The sequence below is a fragment of the Aeromicrobium wangtongii genome, from assembly GCF_024584515.1.
GTDB classification, from domain to species: Bacteria; Actinomycetota; Actinomycetes; order Propionibacteriales; family Nocardioidaceae; genus Aeromicrobium; species Aeromicrobium wangtongii.
In genome coordinates this window covers 2,711,598-2,725,347 of record NZ_CP102173.1, presented here as the reverse complement: position 1 = coordinate 2,725,347, position 13,750 = coordinate 2,711,598, and the positions used below count along the sequence as shown (strand labels likewise).

The window sequence follows — 13,750 nt, the reverse complement described above, 5'->3', positions numbered from 1 at the left end:
CGGCACACCTGCGAGGACGGGTCGATCAGTAGTCGTCGCGCTGGTTCATGCTGGCCAGGATGCGCCGGAACGACTCCACCCGCTCGGGCGCCAGCGTCCCGTCGGCCACCGCGACGTCCAGCGCGCACTCCGGCTCGGTGGCCGAGTGCAGGCATCCGCGGGGGCAGTCGCGCGTGACGTCCTGCAGGTCCGGGAAGGCCTTGATGAGGTCGTCGACCTCGACATGGGCCAGGCCGAACGAGCGGATGCCGGGGGTGTCGATGATCCAGCCGCCGAACGGCAGCTCGAGGCTGATCGCCGAGGTCGAGGTGTGCCGGCCGCGGCCGGTCACGGCGTTGACGTAGCTCACCGACCGGTTGGCATCGGGCACCAGTGCGTTGACCAGCGTCGACTTGCCGACGCCGCTGTGGCCGACCAGGACGCTCGTGCGGTCCCGCAGGGCGTCACGGACGCTGTCCAGGTCACCGTCCTGGCGGGTCACGACGACCCGGACGCCGAGCGGCTCGAGCATCGCGACGAGCTCGTCGGGGGAGCCGAGATCGGACTTGGTGAGGCACACCAGTGGCTCCATGCCGGCGTCGAAGGCGGCGACGAGGCAGCGATCGATCAGGCCTGGGCGGGGCGGTGGATCGGCCAGTGCGGCGACGATGACCAGCTGGTCGGCATTGGCCACGATGATGCGCTCGATGGGGTCGTCGTCGTCCGCGGTGCGCCGCAGCACGGTGCGCCGCGGGGTCACCTCGACGATGCGCGCCAGCGACCCCTCGGCTCCGCTGACGTCGCCGACGACGCGGACGTGGTCGCCGACCACGACCCCCTTGCGTCCCAGGTTGCGCGACTTCATCGCCGTGATCGTCCGGCTGCCCCCATCGCCCCCTGAGCCGTCCCCGCCCCCTGAGCCTGTCGAAGGGCCTGAGCCTGTCGAAGGGTCCAGCGTCACGGTGTAGCGGCCCCGGTCGATCGTCACGACGCGGGCGGTGGCGGCATCGTCGTAGTTGGGCCGGACCTTCGTCCGCGGCTTGGTGTGCCGCCGCGGACGGTCGAAGCGCTCGTGCTCGTCGCGCTCCCTCATGGCGCCTGCGTCATGAGTCGTTCCCACACCGGCGCGAAGTCGGGATAGGTCTTGATCGTCGTGTCGACGTTCTCGACCAGCAGACCGGGCACCCGCAGCCCGAGGACGACGGCCGCGTGGGCCATCCGGTGGTCGTCGTAGGTCCGGAACGTCTCGGCGTGCAGCGGCCGGGGCCGGACCAGCAGGCCGTCCTCGAGCTCCTCGGCGTCCCCGCCGAGCCGGTTGATCTCGGTGACGAGGGCGGCCAGTCGGTCCGTCTCGTGCCCGCGCAGGTGCGCGACACCGCTCAGCCGGGACGGTCCGTCGGCGAGCGCCGCCATCGCGGCGATGACCGGGGTCAGCTCGCCGACGTCGTGCAGGTCCAGCTCGACGCCGGTCAGGCTCTCGCCGGCGGAGAACAGCAGATCGGCGCCGTCCTCGGCGACCGTGCCACCGAAGGCGGGCACGATGGTGCGCCACGCGTCGCCTGCCTGGTCGGTGTGACGCGGCCAGCTGCGGACGCGGACGCTGCCGCCGGTGACGAGGGCACCGGCGATGAACACGCCGGCATTGGACAGATCGGGCTCGATCTCGACGTCGAGGGCCCGGATGGTGCCGGGATGGACGATCCAGCGGCCCGGCTCGTCGGTGTCGATACGGACGCCGCGGCGGCGCAGCTCGGCGACCGTCATGTCGATGTGCGGCATCGACGGAAGGGACGATCCGGTGTGGCGCAGGTCGAGCCCCTTCTCGAACCGGGCGCCGACCAGCAGCAGCGCCGACACGAACTGGCTGGACGCGGAGGCGTCGATCCGGATCTCGCCGCCGGTCACGCCGCCGGTCGCGTGCACCGTGAACGGCAGGCTGCCGCGTCCTTCGTCGTCGACCTGCAGGCCCAGGCTGCGCAGCGTCGCGATGGTCGTCGCCATGGGGCGGACGCGGGCGTGCTCGTCGCCGTCGAACGTCACCGGGGCGCCGCCCAGCGCCGCCAGCAGCGGCACGAAGCGCATGACCGTGCCGGCCAGCCCGCAGTCGATCGTCACGGCGTCGGTGCGCACCGCCGCCGGCGGGGTGACCGTCCAGGTCGTGGCGTCGCGCTCGATCGTCGCGCCGAGCGCGGTGAGCGCCGCGGCCATCAGGTCGGTGTCGCGGGAGGCCAGCGGACGGGTGATGACCGACGGTCCGTCGCCCAGGGCAGCCAGGATCAGGACGCGGTTGGTCAGGGACTTGGAGCCGGGCACCATCACGTCGCCGACGAACGGCGTGTCGCGATGGGGCGCGGGCCAGGGCAGAGGGGCAGTCATCGCAGGTCAGCCTATCGCCGGGACGCCCGCACGATCAGCCGCGCAGGCTCTCCAGCTGATCGGCGACCGAGGCGGCCGCGCCCGTGACCTTGTCCTTGGCGCGCCGGCCGATGAACTTCTTGTGCGGCTCCGGGTCGAGCGTCGCCATCAGCAGGCCGCCGGTCAGTGCCATGTTCTTCATGAAGTGGATGCGCTGGTTGGTGCGGGCGGCCGGGTCGGTCTCGTCCCAGTAGCGGTGGCCGACGACCGTCGTGGGCGGCAGCGTCACGGCCAGGACGAACGCCGACAGCCGGGGCAGGTGCCCGGTGGCCAGCCCCAGGCCGGCGGTGAGCTGCACGGCGCCGTTGACGCGGGTCACGCTCGAGCCGCTGACCGGCACCTGCGGGGCGATCTTCTTGATCAGGTCGGCCACCGGCTGCGCCTTCGCGGCGCGCGCGCCGGGCTGCTTGAGCGCCATCGCGCCCCCGTAGACGAACATCGACGCGAGCATCGGGCGGGCCACTATGCGCAAGAGGGTCATGATCCATTCATACCGGACAGCCTGCCCGAACGCCGTGCCCGGGCCGGTCGGGCGCAGCGTCGTGTCGGTGCGCTGTGGCACGCTGGACGCATGTGCGGCCGCTATGCGACGACCCAGACGTCCTCGACCCTCAGCCGGGTGTTCGAGACCGATCTGGCCAACTCCTTCGTCGAGCTCGAGGCCGACTACAACATGGCGCCCACCAAGCTGGCGCCCGTCGTGATCGGGCGACGCGAGGACGCCTCGGCGCCCGCCGTGCACCGCGAGCTGCTGACCGCCCGGTGGGGGCTCATCCCCAGCTGGGCCAAGGACCCGTCGATCGGCAACCGCATGATCAATGCGCGCTCGGAGACCGTCGCGGAGAAGCCGGCGTTCAAGAAGGCCTTCGCCAAGCGCCGGGCGCTGGTGCCGGCCGACGGCTACTACGAGTGGTACGCGGGGGAGCCGCAGGACGGCAAGAAGAAGCCGGTCAAGCAGCCCTTCTACATCACGCCCAAGGATGGCTCGGTCCTGGCGATGGCCGGTCTCTACGAGTTCTGGAAGGACCGCGAGGCCGATGAGTGGGTCGTCAGCTACACGATCTTGACCACCACCGCCGAGGACGACCTGGGCCACATCCACGAGCGCATGCCGATGTTCCTGCCGGAGGATGCCTACGACACCTGGCTCGACCCCGCCCCGCGGGCCACCGACGAGCTGCTGGACCTGTTGATCCCCGCCGCCCCGGGGCGGCTGGCCGCGTACCCGGTGTCCACCGCGGTCAACAACGTCCGCAACAACGGGCCCGAGCTGATCGCGCCGCTCCCGACGGAATAGCGGCCCCCCTCCCGCCGTTGAACACGGCAGGAGGACACATGCTGACACAGACCCATCCGGCGCTGGATCGTACGATCACGCCGCTGCGCGGGACTCGGCCCCCGGGAGTAGGCTGGGATGCGATGACCGTCACCCCCGAAACCCCTGACGTTCCCGACGCACGGGACACCGAGACCCCGGAGCAGAAGCAAGCACGCTTCGAGGTCGACGCGCTGCCCTTCCTCGACCAGTTGTACTCGGCTGCGCTGCGCATGACGCGCAACCCGCACGATGCCGAGGATCTGGTCCAGGAAACGTACTCGAAGGCGTTCAGCGCGTTCCACCAGTTCAAGCCGGGCACGAACCTCAAGGCCTGGCTGTACCGCATCTTGACCAACACGTACATCAACACGTACCGCAAGAAGCAGCGCCAGCCGCAGCAGGTCACCGACGAGATCGAGGACTGGCAGATCGCGCGGGCCGAGTCCCACGGATCGTCCGGCCTCAAGTCGGCCGAGATGGAGGCGCTCGAGCACCTGCCTGACAGCGACGTCAAGGATGCTTTGCAGGCGCTCCCGGACGACTTCCGGTACGCGGTGTACCTGGCCGATGTCGAAGGTTTTCCGTACAAGGAGATCGCCGAGATCATGGGCACGCCGATCGGCACCGTGATGTCGCGTCTGCACCGTGGACGCCGACTGCTGCGCGAGATGCTGGCCGACTACGCCCGCGATCGTGGCATGGCAGTGACGGGAGCGGGTGACAAGGCATGACGACGTCGAGCAACTGCGAGGGCCCCGACTGCGAGAAGGCCCTGGAGAATCTCTACCTGTTCATCGACCACGAGATCGACACCGCGAGCTCGGCCGAGATCCAGTCGCACATCGACGAGTGCACGAGCTGCCTGACCGAGTACGACCTGGAGCGCGTCGTGAAGTCGCTGGTGTCCCGCTCGTGCTCGGAGGTCGCGCCCGATCCACTGCGCGAGAAGGTGCTGATGAGGATCCGGACCGTGCAGGTCCAGATCACCGAGCAGCGCGCCTAGCTCCTTCGCATCCCACGTACGACGAAGCCCCCGTCCATCATGGACGGGGGCTTCGGTGCAGGTGCACTCAGATCACGCGTTGGGGCGCTTTCCGTGGTTGGCGCCCTTCTTGCGACGTGCGCGACGCTTGCGGCCAGTCTTGCCCATGGTGTTCCTCCTCAAAAGTCGATGTCTCAGTCTCCCACAGGCCTGATGCGGGACAGAAATCGCTCCCGGTCCACCACGACCCGGCGCACCTCACCGGTGGCCAGCAGCGTGCCGCCGGAGTCCTGGGCCACGACCTGGAAGCGCACCAGCCGCCCGTCGGTATGGATGACGTGGGCGGCTGCGATGACCTCTGCGCCGACCGGGCTGGCAGCGAGGTGCTCGAGCTCGACGCGCGTCCCGACGCTGGTCCGCTCGGCCGGCAGGTCGAGCGCCGCGCAGGTCGCCTCCTCGAGCCAGGCGAGCAGTCGTGGCGTCGCCAGGACGTCCAGGTCGCCCGAGCCCAGGGCCCGGGCGGTGTCATCTGACGTGACGACGCGGGTGATGCTCGCAGACTGCATCCCCACACCGTAGACGACGCTGACGCGTGGCTTACGCACGCCGACGCGTGGGTTGCGCACCGTGACGCGTGGGTTGTGAACCGTGACGCGTGGCTTATGCACGCTGACGCGTGGGTTGTGAACCGTGACGCGTGGGTTGCGAACCGTGGGGTGTGGTTGTCGTCGATGACAACCCACGCGTCGGCGTCCGTAACCCACGCGTGGGCGTGCGTAAGCCACGCGTCAGCGTGCGTAAGCCACGCGTCGGCGTGCGTAAGCCACGCGTCAGCGTGGGGTCAGGTCGACCAGGCGGACCACAGGTCGGCGTACCGGCCGCCGGCGGCCACGAGCTCGTCGTGGGTGCCCTCCTCGACGATGCGTCCCTCGTGCATCACGATGACCCGGTCGGCCGTGCGCGCCTGGGTCAGCCGGTGCGCCACGACCAGCGACGTCCGGCCGCGGGCGACGGCAACGGCCGCCTCCTCCAGCTCGCGGGCACCGCTCGACCCGGCCTCGGCCGTCGCCTCGTCGAACACCGCGACCAGCGGGTCGTGCAGCAGGACGCGGGCCAGCGCGAGCTGCTGCGCCTGGGCCGGGGTCAACCGGTGTCCGTGATCGCCCACGACGGTGTCCAGTCCGTCGGGGAGGGCGTCGACCCACGACATCGCACGCACCGTCTCCAGCGCGCCACGGATCTCGGGGTCGCTCGCGCCGGGACGGGCGAGGTCCACGTTGTCGCGCACCGTCCCCGAGAACACGTGGACGTCCTGGGTCACGAGCGCGACGGCGGCGCGCAGGTGGGACGGGTGCAGCGAGGACTCCGCGAATCCGCCCACCGAGACGCGTCCGGCAGTCGGTCGCAGCAGCCCCGCGGCGATGAGGCCCAATGTGCTCTTGCCCGCACCCGTCGCGCCGACGAGGGCGACCCGCTCGCCGTCGGCGACGCGGATCGTGACATCGGACAGCACGCGGTGGCCCGGTACGTACTCGTGGCTGATGCCCACCAGCTCGAAGCGTCCGTCGCGTACCGGCGACGGGGCGTCCGAGGCGGGGGACGGTTCGAGCCGCGCGACTCCTGCGAGCCGTGCCAGCGAGGCCCCTGCGGACTGGATGTCGTCGAAGATCATCAGCAGGGCGCCGATGGGGTTGAACAGCCGGTGGAAGTACAGCGCGGCCGCCGTCACGGCTCCCACGGTCGCCAGGTCATGGCGCACCAGCACGAAGCCGGTGCCCAGCACGAGGCACAAGCCGATGAGCTCCGACCGGTTCTGCCGGGCGCCGAAGCGCGTGAACAGCCGGAAGACGTCGAGCGAGATCGTCATGGCGTGGCGCGAGTGGTGGGCGATGCTGTCGAGCTGGACGCGCTCGCGCGACAGCGCCCGCAGCGTCGACGCCCCCTGGACACCACTGACCAGCACCTGGGCGCGCTCGCCCTGGGCGATGCGCTCGCGGGCGTAGTACGGCCCCGATCGCGGCAGGTACCAGCGCAGGCCCATCGCGTAGAACGGCGCGCTGGCGAGCCCGGCCAGCCCGAGTCGCCAGTCGAGGGCGAACAGGCCTCCGGCGGTGAAGACGATCGCGACGAGCGACTGGATCAGCAGCGGGACGATCTGCGTCAGTGACTGGGCCACGGAGCGCACGTCGTCGCCCATGCGCGAGAGCAGGTCGCCCGCCCCGGCCTCCTCGAGGCGGTGGGCATCCAGGTGCAGGGCGCGGTCCAGTGCCTGCTCCCGCAGGTCGGCCAGCGCGGGCTCCCCGGCCCTGGCCAGGAACAGCACCGACACCGACGTGCCGACGCCGATCAGGATGCTCGCCGCCGCGATGAGGAGCGCGCCGTTCAGCACGACGGACGAGTCGCCGCCCGTCGTCACGGCGTCGACGATCCGTCCCAGCACCCAGGGGCCGACGAGCCCGGCGAGTCCCACCACGACGAAGGCAGCAGCTGCCACGGTCAGCGGACCCCGGTGGGCGCGCAGCAGGGACGCGGCCAGGCGGGTGGTCTCGCCCCGGGTGGCGATGGGCAGCAGGTGGCGGCTCATCGCAGCACCGCGTCCCGGTAGTCGTTGCGCTGGGCCAGGTCGTGATGGGTCCCGGCCGCGACGATGCGGCCGGCGTGGACCAGCAGGACGCGGTCGGCAGCGGCCAGGAGCGCCGGGCTGGACGTGATGACAACGGTCGTGAGGTCGCTGCCGTCCGGGTGCCGGAGGGCACGGATGCCGTCGGCGATGCGCTGCTCGGTCATGGCGTCGACGGCGCTCGTGGGCTCGGCCAGCACCAGCAGCGGTGCGCGCGTGGCCAGGGCCCGGGCGAGGGCGATGCGCTGCCGCTGGCCGCCCGAGAACGTCGCGGCGCCGTCGGTGATGGGTTGCAGCAGTCCGTCGGGGTGCAGGCCCACGACGTCTCCGGCGGCCGAGGCCTCCAGCACGGCGGCCAGGCTCGCCTCGTCGAGATGGTCGTCGGGGTCGATGGTCGAGCGCAGCGTCCCCTCGAACAGGTCGACGTGGTGCTGGCTGACGACGACACGCGAGCGCAGGGAGTCGATCGTGAGCTCGTCCACCGGGTGCCCGCCGAGCGTCAGCGCGCCCTGCCGGTCCTCGGGCAGCACCTCACCGCGCACGAGCCGCACGAGGGTGTCGCTGCTCGCGGTGTCGTCCACGACGACGCCCAGCAGCTCCCCGCGGGTCGGCGCGATGTCGACGTCGTGCAGCGGACCGCTGGTCAGGTCACCCACGACGAGCTCGGCGTCCGGGTCGTCCAGCACCGTGATGCCGGACGTCGCGAGCGGTGGTGTGCCGAGGAACTCCGCCAGCCGTCCGGCCGAGGCGAACGACCGCGCGGCCTGCGCGCTGGTCTGCCCGAGCCCGGCGATGGGCTCGGCCAGGAACTGGGTCAGGCCCACGATCGCGATGAGCTCACCGATGCTGATGTCCCCGTCCAGCGCCCGGGTTCCGGCGAGCCAGGCCACCAGGGCCAGGAACAGCCCGCTGAGCGCCCCGGTCAGCCCGTACATGTAGCCCACCGAGCGGGCGGTGCGGATGCTGGCGTCGCGGGCCAGGGCGCTCTGCACCCGGTAGCGCTGCGTCGCGACGTCCTCGGCGCCGACGCCCTTCAGCGGGCGCAGGCCGGTCACCAGATCGGTGGCGATGCCGGTCGCGCGGGCGATGCCGGCCTGCTGGTCGTTCGTGTCGCGGGCGATCAGCGGCGTCACGACCTGGATCAGCACCAGCACCAGGGGCACCCCGAGCAGCACCACCAGTCCGATGCCCAGGTCGATGCGCAGCAGGACGACGGCGCTCAGGGCGATGCCGACCAGCCCGGCCAAGGTGTACCCGACGTGCCACAGGAACTCGCCGATCGTCTCGGCGTCGGAGGTCGCCAACGACAGCGTCTCGCCGGGCAGGAGCCCCGTGCGCGCCCCGGCTGGGCCGAGCACGTGCTCGCCGACCTCGAGGCGCAGCTGGTGCATCTCCAGCTGGATCGCGGCCACACCCAGCCGAGAGCCGAACCGGTAGGCGTAGCTGAGCACGGCGAACAGCGCGATGAGGGCACCGCCCCAGATCGCGAGCTCGGCGAAGTCGCCGGTGGCCACGGCCCGGTCGATGATGACGCCGATGAGCACCGGGACGAGCGCCTCGCACAGCATCCAGCAGCAGATCAGCGCATAGCAGCCGAGCAGCTTGCGCCGGTGCCGCCAGATGCCGCGGCGCATGAGGGCCGCGGCGGATCGGGGAGCAGCAACGTCCACGGGCATCCGAGCAAGGTTATCTGCCGTCGCCCCGCCGACCCTCCCCGGCCATGTCGATCGAGAACGTGAGCAGATTCGTGCCCGGGGCGGGGGACCAGTCCAGCTCGGGCCGCCGGACGAAGCCCATCGAGGTGTACAGGCGGTGCGCCGGTGTCATCTCGTCCAGTGAGCACAGCAGCACCTCGGTGAGCCCCTCAGCCCGTGCCCGATCCAGGCACTCCTGGACGAGGGCCCGTGCCACGCCGCGTCCGCGCGCCACCGGGTCGACCGAGAGCGTGCGGAACTCGCCCTGGTCCGGGCGCTGGGCGATCTGCGCCGAGGCGGAGCCGTGCGGGCACCACGTGACCGTGCCGACCAGACGTTCGTCGACGGTCGCCACCAGCAGCGTGTCGTGCCGCCCGCGTGCCGCGGCGTCGGCCAGCCAGCCGGCGTACCCGTCGTCGTAGGAGCCGTTCGCGCGCGTCAGGTACCCGTCCGCCTGGTAGCCGGCCACCGTCAGCGCGCCGATCGCCTCGTACTCGTCCTCGCGGGCGATCCGGACGACGACCTCAGATGCCGGTCGTGGCACGGGGGTAGGCCGCGTCGACATCGGTCATGACGTTGACGAGGTACGGGATGCCCGAGGCGAAGGCCCGGTCCAGGGCCGGCCCGATCTCGCGGGGATCGGTCACCATCTCGCCACCGCCGCCCAGAGCGGTCACGACCTGGTCGTAGCGGGTCTGCGGCGCGAGGTCGGCGGCCACGTCGTAGCCGTAGATCCACTGCATCGGGCCCTTCTCCAGGCCCCATGCCGAGTTGTTGCCGACGACCATGACGACCGGCAGGTCATGGCGCACGAGCGTGTCGACGTCCATCAGCGACATGCCCGCGGCGCCGTCGCCGTACAGCAGCACGACCTGGCTGGACGGGCGCGTGATGCGGGCGGCCATCGCGGCGCCCATGCCGGCGCCGAGGCAGCCGTAGGGTCCGGGGTCGAGCCAGCCGCCGGGGCGCTTGGGCTCGACGAACTTGCCGGCGAACGAGACGAAGTCGCCGCCGTCGCCGATCACGACGGCGTCATCGGCCAGGCGCGGCAGCAGCTCGCCGTAGATGCGGGCCGGGTGGATCGGGTCCGCCTCGGCGGTCAGCAGCTCGTTGTCGCGCGCCGTCGCGGCGGCGACCTCGGTCTGCAGGGTCGACAGCCACGGAGTCCAGTCCGGGCGGCTGCCGGGGGCCGACTGCAGGGCGGCCAGCAGACCGGTGAACACCGCGGTCAGGTCACCGCTGGCCGAGCCGGCCAGCTCGGCGTGGCCCGACACCTGGCCGGGCGAGTCCGCGAGGTGCACGGTCCGGGCGGGCGTGGCGCCGTCCTTGCCGCCGAAGACGCCGTAGCCGAGCCGGAAGTCCAGGGGCGTGCCGACCACGATGACCAGGTCGGCGGTGTTGAACGAGGTCGACCGGGCCTTCGTCACGAGCTGCGGGTGCCCGCCGGGGACGATGCCGCGGCCCATGCCGTTGGCGATGACCGGGATGCCGGTCTCGGTCACGAAGTGCAGTGCCGCGTCCTCCGCCCCGTCGGCCCACACATCGGTGCCCAGCACCAGCACGGGACGCGCCGCGTCGGTGAGCAGCCCGGCGATGCGCCGCAGGTCGTCGGTGTCCGGCTCGATGACGTCGCGCGTCCGTCCGCGGGACTCGTGGCCGGGTGCGCTGCTGTTGAAGAACTCGTCCATCGGCACGTCGACGAACGTCGGGCCGCGGTGCGAGGAGCCGGCCAGGGTGAACGCCTCGTCGATCGTCGGTGCGATGTCGTCGACGGTGCGCGCGGTCGTCGCCGACTTCGAGATGGACGCGAAGATCGGCGGCTGGTCCAGCTCCTGCAGGCTGCCCGTTCCCCAGCGGTTGTTGGGTGCCCGGCCGCCCACGACGACCAGCGGCGATCCGGCGAAGCTGGCCTGCGCCACAGGGCTGACGCCATTGGTCACGCCGGGGCCGGCGGTCAGCACGGCCAGGCCGGGGGTGCGGGTCAGCTTGCCGATCGCCTCGGCTGCGAACACCGCGGTCGGCTCGTGGCGCACGTCGATGATCGGCATGGCCGGCTCGGTCTTGACCGCCGCGTCGTACATCGGGAAGACGTGCGCGCCCGACAGGGTGAACAGTGCTTCCACCCCGTGGGCGCGGGCCACGTCGAGGGCCAGGATCCCCCCGTGGAGCGCGGCAGCGGTGGTCGGGTCGGCCTGTCCGTCGGTTTCAGTCGTCATGTGACGCAGGTTACTTGACGGTACGCTCTCCGCCGAGTGGACGCGCCTTCGTCGTGGGGCGGTACAGCCACGGCTGCTCGGCCCGGATCTGGTCCAGCACGGCCAGCAGGAGGTCGGCGCGGTGGGCCGGAGGCTGGGCGAAGAGCTCGGCGTCGGTGCGCAGGTCGTCGCGGCCCTGCACGCCCAGGGCGAGCTGCAGGTGCAGCGCCCGAAGGAACGATGAGGTGTTGCGGACGCTGGGGGGTGGCCACTCGGCCGCCAGGTGGCCACGGGTGCGTGGTGGCCTGATGCCCTCGCCCAGCCGGGCGAGCCACGGCTCGACGATGCCGGGGTCGAGCTCGTTGCGGTGCAGCAGGGTCATGACGGCGTAGGCGAGGCGGTCGACGTCGCCGTGGCCCCAGATGTAGGCGGTCGGCGCCAGCACGCGATCGGCGATGACGTCCAGCAGCACGGTGAGCTCGAGGCGCCCGAAGTGTCGTGAGCGGGCCAGCGCAGCGAGCAGGTCGGCGCCGTGGGCGATCGTGTTGGCCCAGCCCAGCTCGGGGATCCAGCCGCGGTGGTCCTGCTCGCGGACGTACCAGGTGGTGGCCCGGTCGCCCCAGTCCAGCACCGAGGACGACGACACCAGGTGCTCGTTGTTGTCGCGGCCGATGATCTCGGCCAGCATCAGGGCGCTGTAGGAGCGGCGCACGACCGAGATGTCGCCGTCGCGGCCGAGCCCCTGACGCATGCCGGGGGTGATCCCGTCGCCGAGCCCGGTGAGCAGGTCGTCGTAGACGCCGCGCGTGAGCCAGGTGGTCAGCAGGGGATAGGCCAGGTCCTCGCGCATGCGGGGATTCGGATGGCCGAGCATCTCGACGAGCTCCACGGTGGACTCGTCCAGGCTGCGGTCCGCGGGCACATCCATCCCGCTCTGCATCACCGATTGCCAGTACGTCCCAGACACCCACACATCCTGCCACGCGGCTCGGGTGGGACCTCTGCCCTACCCTGAGTCGATGCCCTCGCTGGACGACATCGCCAAGTTCCAGACCTCCCTGTCCACCGACGACGTGGCGTGGTTGCACGACCTAGTCGCGGACTGGCAGATCATCGCCGACCTGTCCTTCTCCGATCTCGTCCTCTGGGTCCCCGACAGCGAGGCCAAGGGGATGTGGGCCGGGGCGCAGATCCGTCCCACGACCGGCCCCACGACGCTGCTCGAGGACGTCGCAGGCACCTTCTTGCCGACCGGGCGCGACGACTCGCTCGAGATCGCCCTGGCCACCGGACGTCCCGTGGCCGGCGCCGAGGACCAGCCCGATGGCAGCCGGGGGCCGGCCGAGGTGATCCCGGTGCGCCGGGCCGGCCACACCGTCGCGGTCATCTCCCGGCGCCGCAGCGGGACCGCCCTGCGCTCGTCCAGCGCCTTGGAGAACTCCTACCTGGAGGCGGCCGGCGAGCTGGCCGAGATGATCCGCCGTGGCGAGTTCCCGGTCCCGGGCACCCGAACCGATCTGTCCGACTCGCTGAGGGTCGGCGATGGCTTCATCCGCACCGACTCCCGCGGTGCGGTCCGGTACGCGAGCCCGAATGCGATGTCGGCCTACCGCCGGCTCGGACTCGCCGGTGATCTAGTGGGCACCCAGCTGGGCGACGTGACGACCCGGCTGGTCGGACGCCGTCCCACCGACCGCGGTGCGCGGGCGTTGCTGGGCAGCCGGGAGAGCGCCGAGGCCGAGGTCGAGAACGGCTCGGCCTCGCTGCTGCTGCGGGTCATCCCGCTGCGCTCGGCCGGACAGCCCAGTGGCGCGCTGATCCTGTTGCGTGATGTCACGGAGCTGCGTCTGCGCGAGCGCGAGCTGGTCTCGAAGGAGGCCACGATCCGCGAGATCCACCACCGGGTGAAGAACAACCTGCAGACCGTGGCCGCGCTGCTGCGCCTGCAGGGGCGACGCATGGAGAACCCGGAGGCACGCGCAGCGCTGGAGGAGGCCGTGCGCAGGGTCGGGTCGATCGCGCTGGTCCACGAGACGCTGAGCCAGTCGTTCAGCGACTTCGTCGAGTTCGACGACATCGCCGACCGTCTGCTGCGCAACGTCCTGGACGTCTCCAACGGCCCGGCCGGGGGGAGCCTGGTCAAGCCCGAGCGGTTCGGCAGCTTCGGGCTGCTGCCCGGCGAGATCGCCACGCCGTTGTCGATGGTGCTGACCGAGCTCATCCAGAACGCGTCGGCGCACGCCTACGAGGGATCGGGCGGGACGCTGACGCTCGCGGTCAATCGCATCCGCGACAAGATCCGCCTGCGGGTCAGCGACGACGGCGTCGGGCTGCCCGCGGACTTCGATCCGGCCAGCAGCCTGGGGCTGTCGATCGTGACGACGCTGGTCCAAAGTGAGCTGGGGGGGACCCTGTCGTTCGAGGAGCGCGTCGGTGGCGGCACGACGGTCGCGATCTCGCTGCAGGTCTGAGTGCCGGGCCGGTGAGGTCCCGGAGATACAAAGAACCCCGCGGCCGTCTGGCCACGGGGTTCACCGATACGTGCGT

14 protein-coding genes are annotated in these 13,750 nt (G+C 71.4%); 4 read left to right on the top strand and 10 right to left on the bottom strand.

All coding sequences use genetic code 11. The annotated features are described in order from the left end of the window. Positions 1-25: 25 nt before the first annotated feature. From rsgA to NQV15_RS13370, 3 genes are read right to left on the bottom strand one after another with little or no spacing between them, the layout of a single operon-like run. Positions 26-1,072 carry a ribosome small subunit-dependent GTPase A gene (rsgA, locus tag NQV15_RS13380; RefSeq protein ID WP_232401781.1) on the bottom strand — a complete coding sequence of 349 codons (1,047 nt, stop codon included), beginning with the start codon at positions 1,070-1,072 and terminating at the stop codon, positions 26-28. Further along, positions 1,069-2,355: a 3-phosphoshikimate 1-carboxyvinyltransferase gene (gene aroA, locus NQV15_RS13375; RefSeq protein WP_232401783.1), complete on the bottom strand. Its 1,287-nt coding sequence runs from the start codon at positions 2,353-2,355 to the stop codon at positions 1,069-1,071. The genes rsgA and aroA overlap by 4 nt, the downstream gene beginning before the upstream one ends. Positions 2,356-2,389: 34 nt before the next feature. Further along, a complete protein-coding gene (locus tag NQV15_RS13370) occupies positions 2,390-2,875 on the bottom strand; it encodes a DoxX family protein (RefSeq protein ID WP_232401786.1) in 486 nt (161 codons plus the stop codon). Between the two features lie 90 nt (positions 2,876-2,965). Here NQV15_RS13370 and NQV15_RS13365 point away from each other — a divergent pair, with 90 nt between their 5' ends. The 3 genes from NQV15_RS13365 to rsrA all read left to right on the top strand — a co-directional run bounded on the left by NQV15_RS13365 (position 2,966) and on the right by rsrA (position 4,715). Next, the gene (locus tag NQV15_RS13365) at positions 2,966-3,691 is read left to right on the top strand and encodes an SOS response-associated peptidase (protein ID WP_232401788.1); all 726 of its coding nucleotides are present in this window, start codon (positions 2,966-2,968) and stop codon (positions 3,689-3,691) included. 122 nt (positions 3,692-3,813) lie between these two features. Beyond that, a complete protein-coding gene (locus NQV15_RS13360; protein ID WP_232401790.1) occupies positions 3,814-4,443 on the top strand; it encodes a sigma-70 family RNA polymerase sigma factor in 630 nt (209 codons plus the stop codon). After that, positions 4,440-4,715 (top strand): mycothiol system anti-sigma-R factor, encoded by a 276-nt coding sequence (rsrA, locus tag NQV15_RS13355; RefSeq protein ID WP_232401792.1) that lies wholly within the window; start codon positions 4,440-4,442, stop codon positions 4,713-4,715. The genes NQV15_RS13360 and rsrA overlap by 4 nt, the downstream gene beginning before the upstream one ends. Positions 4,716-4,787: 72 nt before the next feature. On the opposite strand, the gene NQV15_RS18235 is transcribed toward rsrA, so the two are convergent. The 7 genes from NQV15_RS18235 to NQV15_RS13325 all read right to left on the bottom strand — a co-directional run bounded on the left by NQV15_RS18235 (position 4,788) and on the right by NQV15_RS13325 (position 12,131). Then, entirely contained in the window at positions 4,788-4,862 is a 75-nt protein-coding gene (locus NQV15_RS18235) for a 50S ribosomal protein bL37 (RefSeq protein ID WP_369797015.1), read from the bottom strand. Positions 4,863-4,888: 26 nt separating this feature from the next. Beyond that, complete coding sequence (locus NQV15_RS13350) at positions 4,889-5,260, bottom strand: thioesterase family protein (protein WP_232401794.1); 372 nt, start codon at positions 5,258-5,260, stop codon at positions 4,889-4,891. Between the two features lie 275 nt (positions 5,261-5,535). Beyond that, the gene (locus NQV15_RS13345; RefSeq protein ID WP_232401796.1) at positions 5,536-7,278 is read right to left on the bottom strand and encodes an ABC transporter ATP-binding protein; all 1,743 of its coding nucleotides are present in this window, start codon (positions 7,276-7,278) and stop codon (positions 5,536-5,538) included. Continuing rightward, a complete protein-coding gene (locus tag NQV15_RS13340) occupies positions 7,275-8,990 on the bottom strand; it encodes an ABC transporter transmembrane domain-containing protein (protein WP_232401798.1) in 1,716 nt (571 codons plus the stop codon). The genes NQV15_RS13345 and NQV15_RS13340 overlap by 4 nt, the downstream gene beginning before the upstream one ends. Before the next feature lie 10 nt (positions 8,991-9,000). Then, positions 9,001-9,552, bottom strand: a complete 552-nt coding sequence (locus NQV15_RS13335) for a GNAT family N-acetyltransferase (RefSeq protein ID WP_232401800.1) — start codon at positions 9,550-9,552, stop codon at positions 9,001-9,003. After that, positions 9,533-11,224: an acetolactate synthase gene (locus NQV15_RS13330; RefSeq protein WP_232401802.1), complete on the bottom strand. Its 1,692-nt coding sequence runs from the start codon at positions 11,222-11,224 to the stop codon at positions 9,533-9,535. Before NQV15_RS13330 ends, NQV15_RS13335 begins: the two co-directional genes overlap by 20 nt. Positions 11,225-11,234: 10 nt before the next feature. Next, on the bottom strand, positions 11,235-12,131 hold the full coding sequence (locus tag NQV15_RS13325) for a DUF2785 domain-containing protein (RefSeq protein ID WP_257125053.1): 897 nt from the start codon (positions 12,129-12,131) through the stop codon (positions 11,235-11,237). A 91-nt stretch (positions 12,132-12,222) separates the two neighbouring features. Here NQV15_RS13325 and NQV15_RS13320 point away from each other — a divergent pair, with 91 nt between their 5' ends. Further along, a complete protein-coding gene (locus tag NQV15_RS13320) occupies positions 12,223-13,674 on the top strand; it encodes a sensor histidine kinase (RefSeq protein WP_232401806.1) in 1,452 nt (483 codons plus the stop codon). Positions 13,675-13,750: the final 76 nt, after the last annotated feature.

What these genes read in the sequence shown, in the direction of transcription:
- rsgA (WP_232401781.1), bottom strand. Translation starts at nt 1,072, where the DNA reads ATGAGGGAGCGCGACGAGCACGAGCGCTTCGACCGTCCGCGGCGGCAC.
- aroA (WP_232401783.1), bottom strand. Translation starts at nt 2,355, where the DNA reads ATGACTGCCCCTCTGCCCTGGCCCGCGCCCCATCGCGACACGCCGTTC.
- NQV15_RS13330 (WP_232401802.1), bottom strand. Translation starts at nt 11,224, where the DNA reads ATGACGACTGAAACCGACGGACAGGCCGACCCGACCACCGCTGCCGCG.
- rsrA (WP_232401792.1), top strand. Translation starts at nt 4,440, where the DNA reads ATGACGACGTCGAGCAACTGCGAGGGCCCCGACTGCGAGAAGGCCCTG.
- NQV15_RS13340 (WP_232401798.1), bottom strand. Translation starts at nt 8,990, where the DNA reads ATGCCCGTGGACGTTGCTGCTCCCCGATCCGCCGCGGCCCTCATGCGC.
- NQV15_RS13325 (WP_257125053.1), bottom strand. Translation starts at nt 12,131, where the DNA reads ATGGATGTGCCCGCGGACCGCAGCCTGGACGAGTCCACCGTGGAGCTC.
- NQV15_RS13365 (WP_232401788.1), top strand. Translation starts at nt 2,966, where the DNA reads ATGTGCGGCCGCTATGCGACGACCCAGACGTCCTCGACCCTCAGCCGG.
- NQV15_RS13350 (WP_232401794.1), bottom strand. Translation starts at nt 5,260, where the DNA reads ATGCAGTCTGCGAGCATCACCCGCGTCGTCACGTCAGATGACACCGCC.
- NQV15_RS13370 (WP_232401786.1), bottom strand. Translation starts at nt 2,875, where the DNA reads ATGACCCTCTTGCGCATAGTGGCCCGCCCGATGCTCGCGTCGATGTTC.
- NQV15_RS13345 (WP_232401796.1), bottom strand. Translation starts at nt 7,278, where the DNA reads ATGAGCCGCCACCTGCTGCCCATCGCCACCCGGGGCGAGACCACCCGC.
- NQV15_RS13360 (WP_232401790.1), top strand. Translation starts at nt 3,814, where the DNA reads ATGACCGTCACCCCCGAAACCCCTGACGTTCCCGACGCACGGGACACC.
- NQV15_RS13320 (WP_232401806.1), top strand. Translation starts at nt 12,223, where the DNA reads ATGCCCTCGCTGGACGACATCGCCAAGTTCCAGACCTCCCTGTCCACC.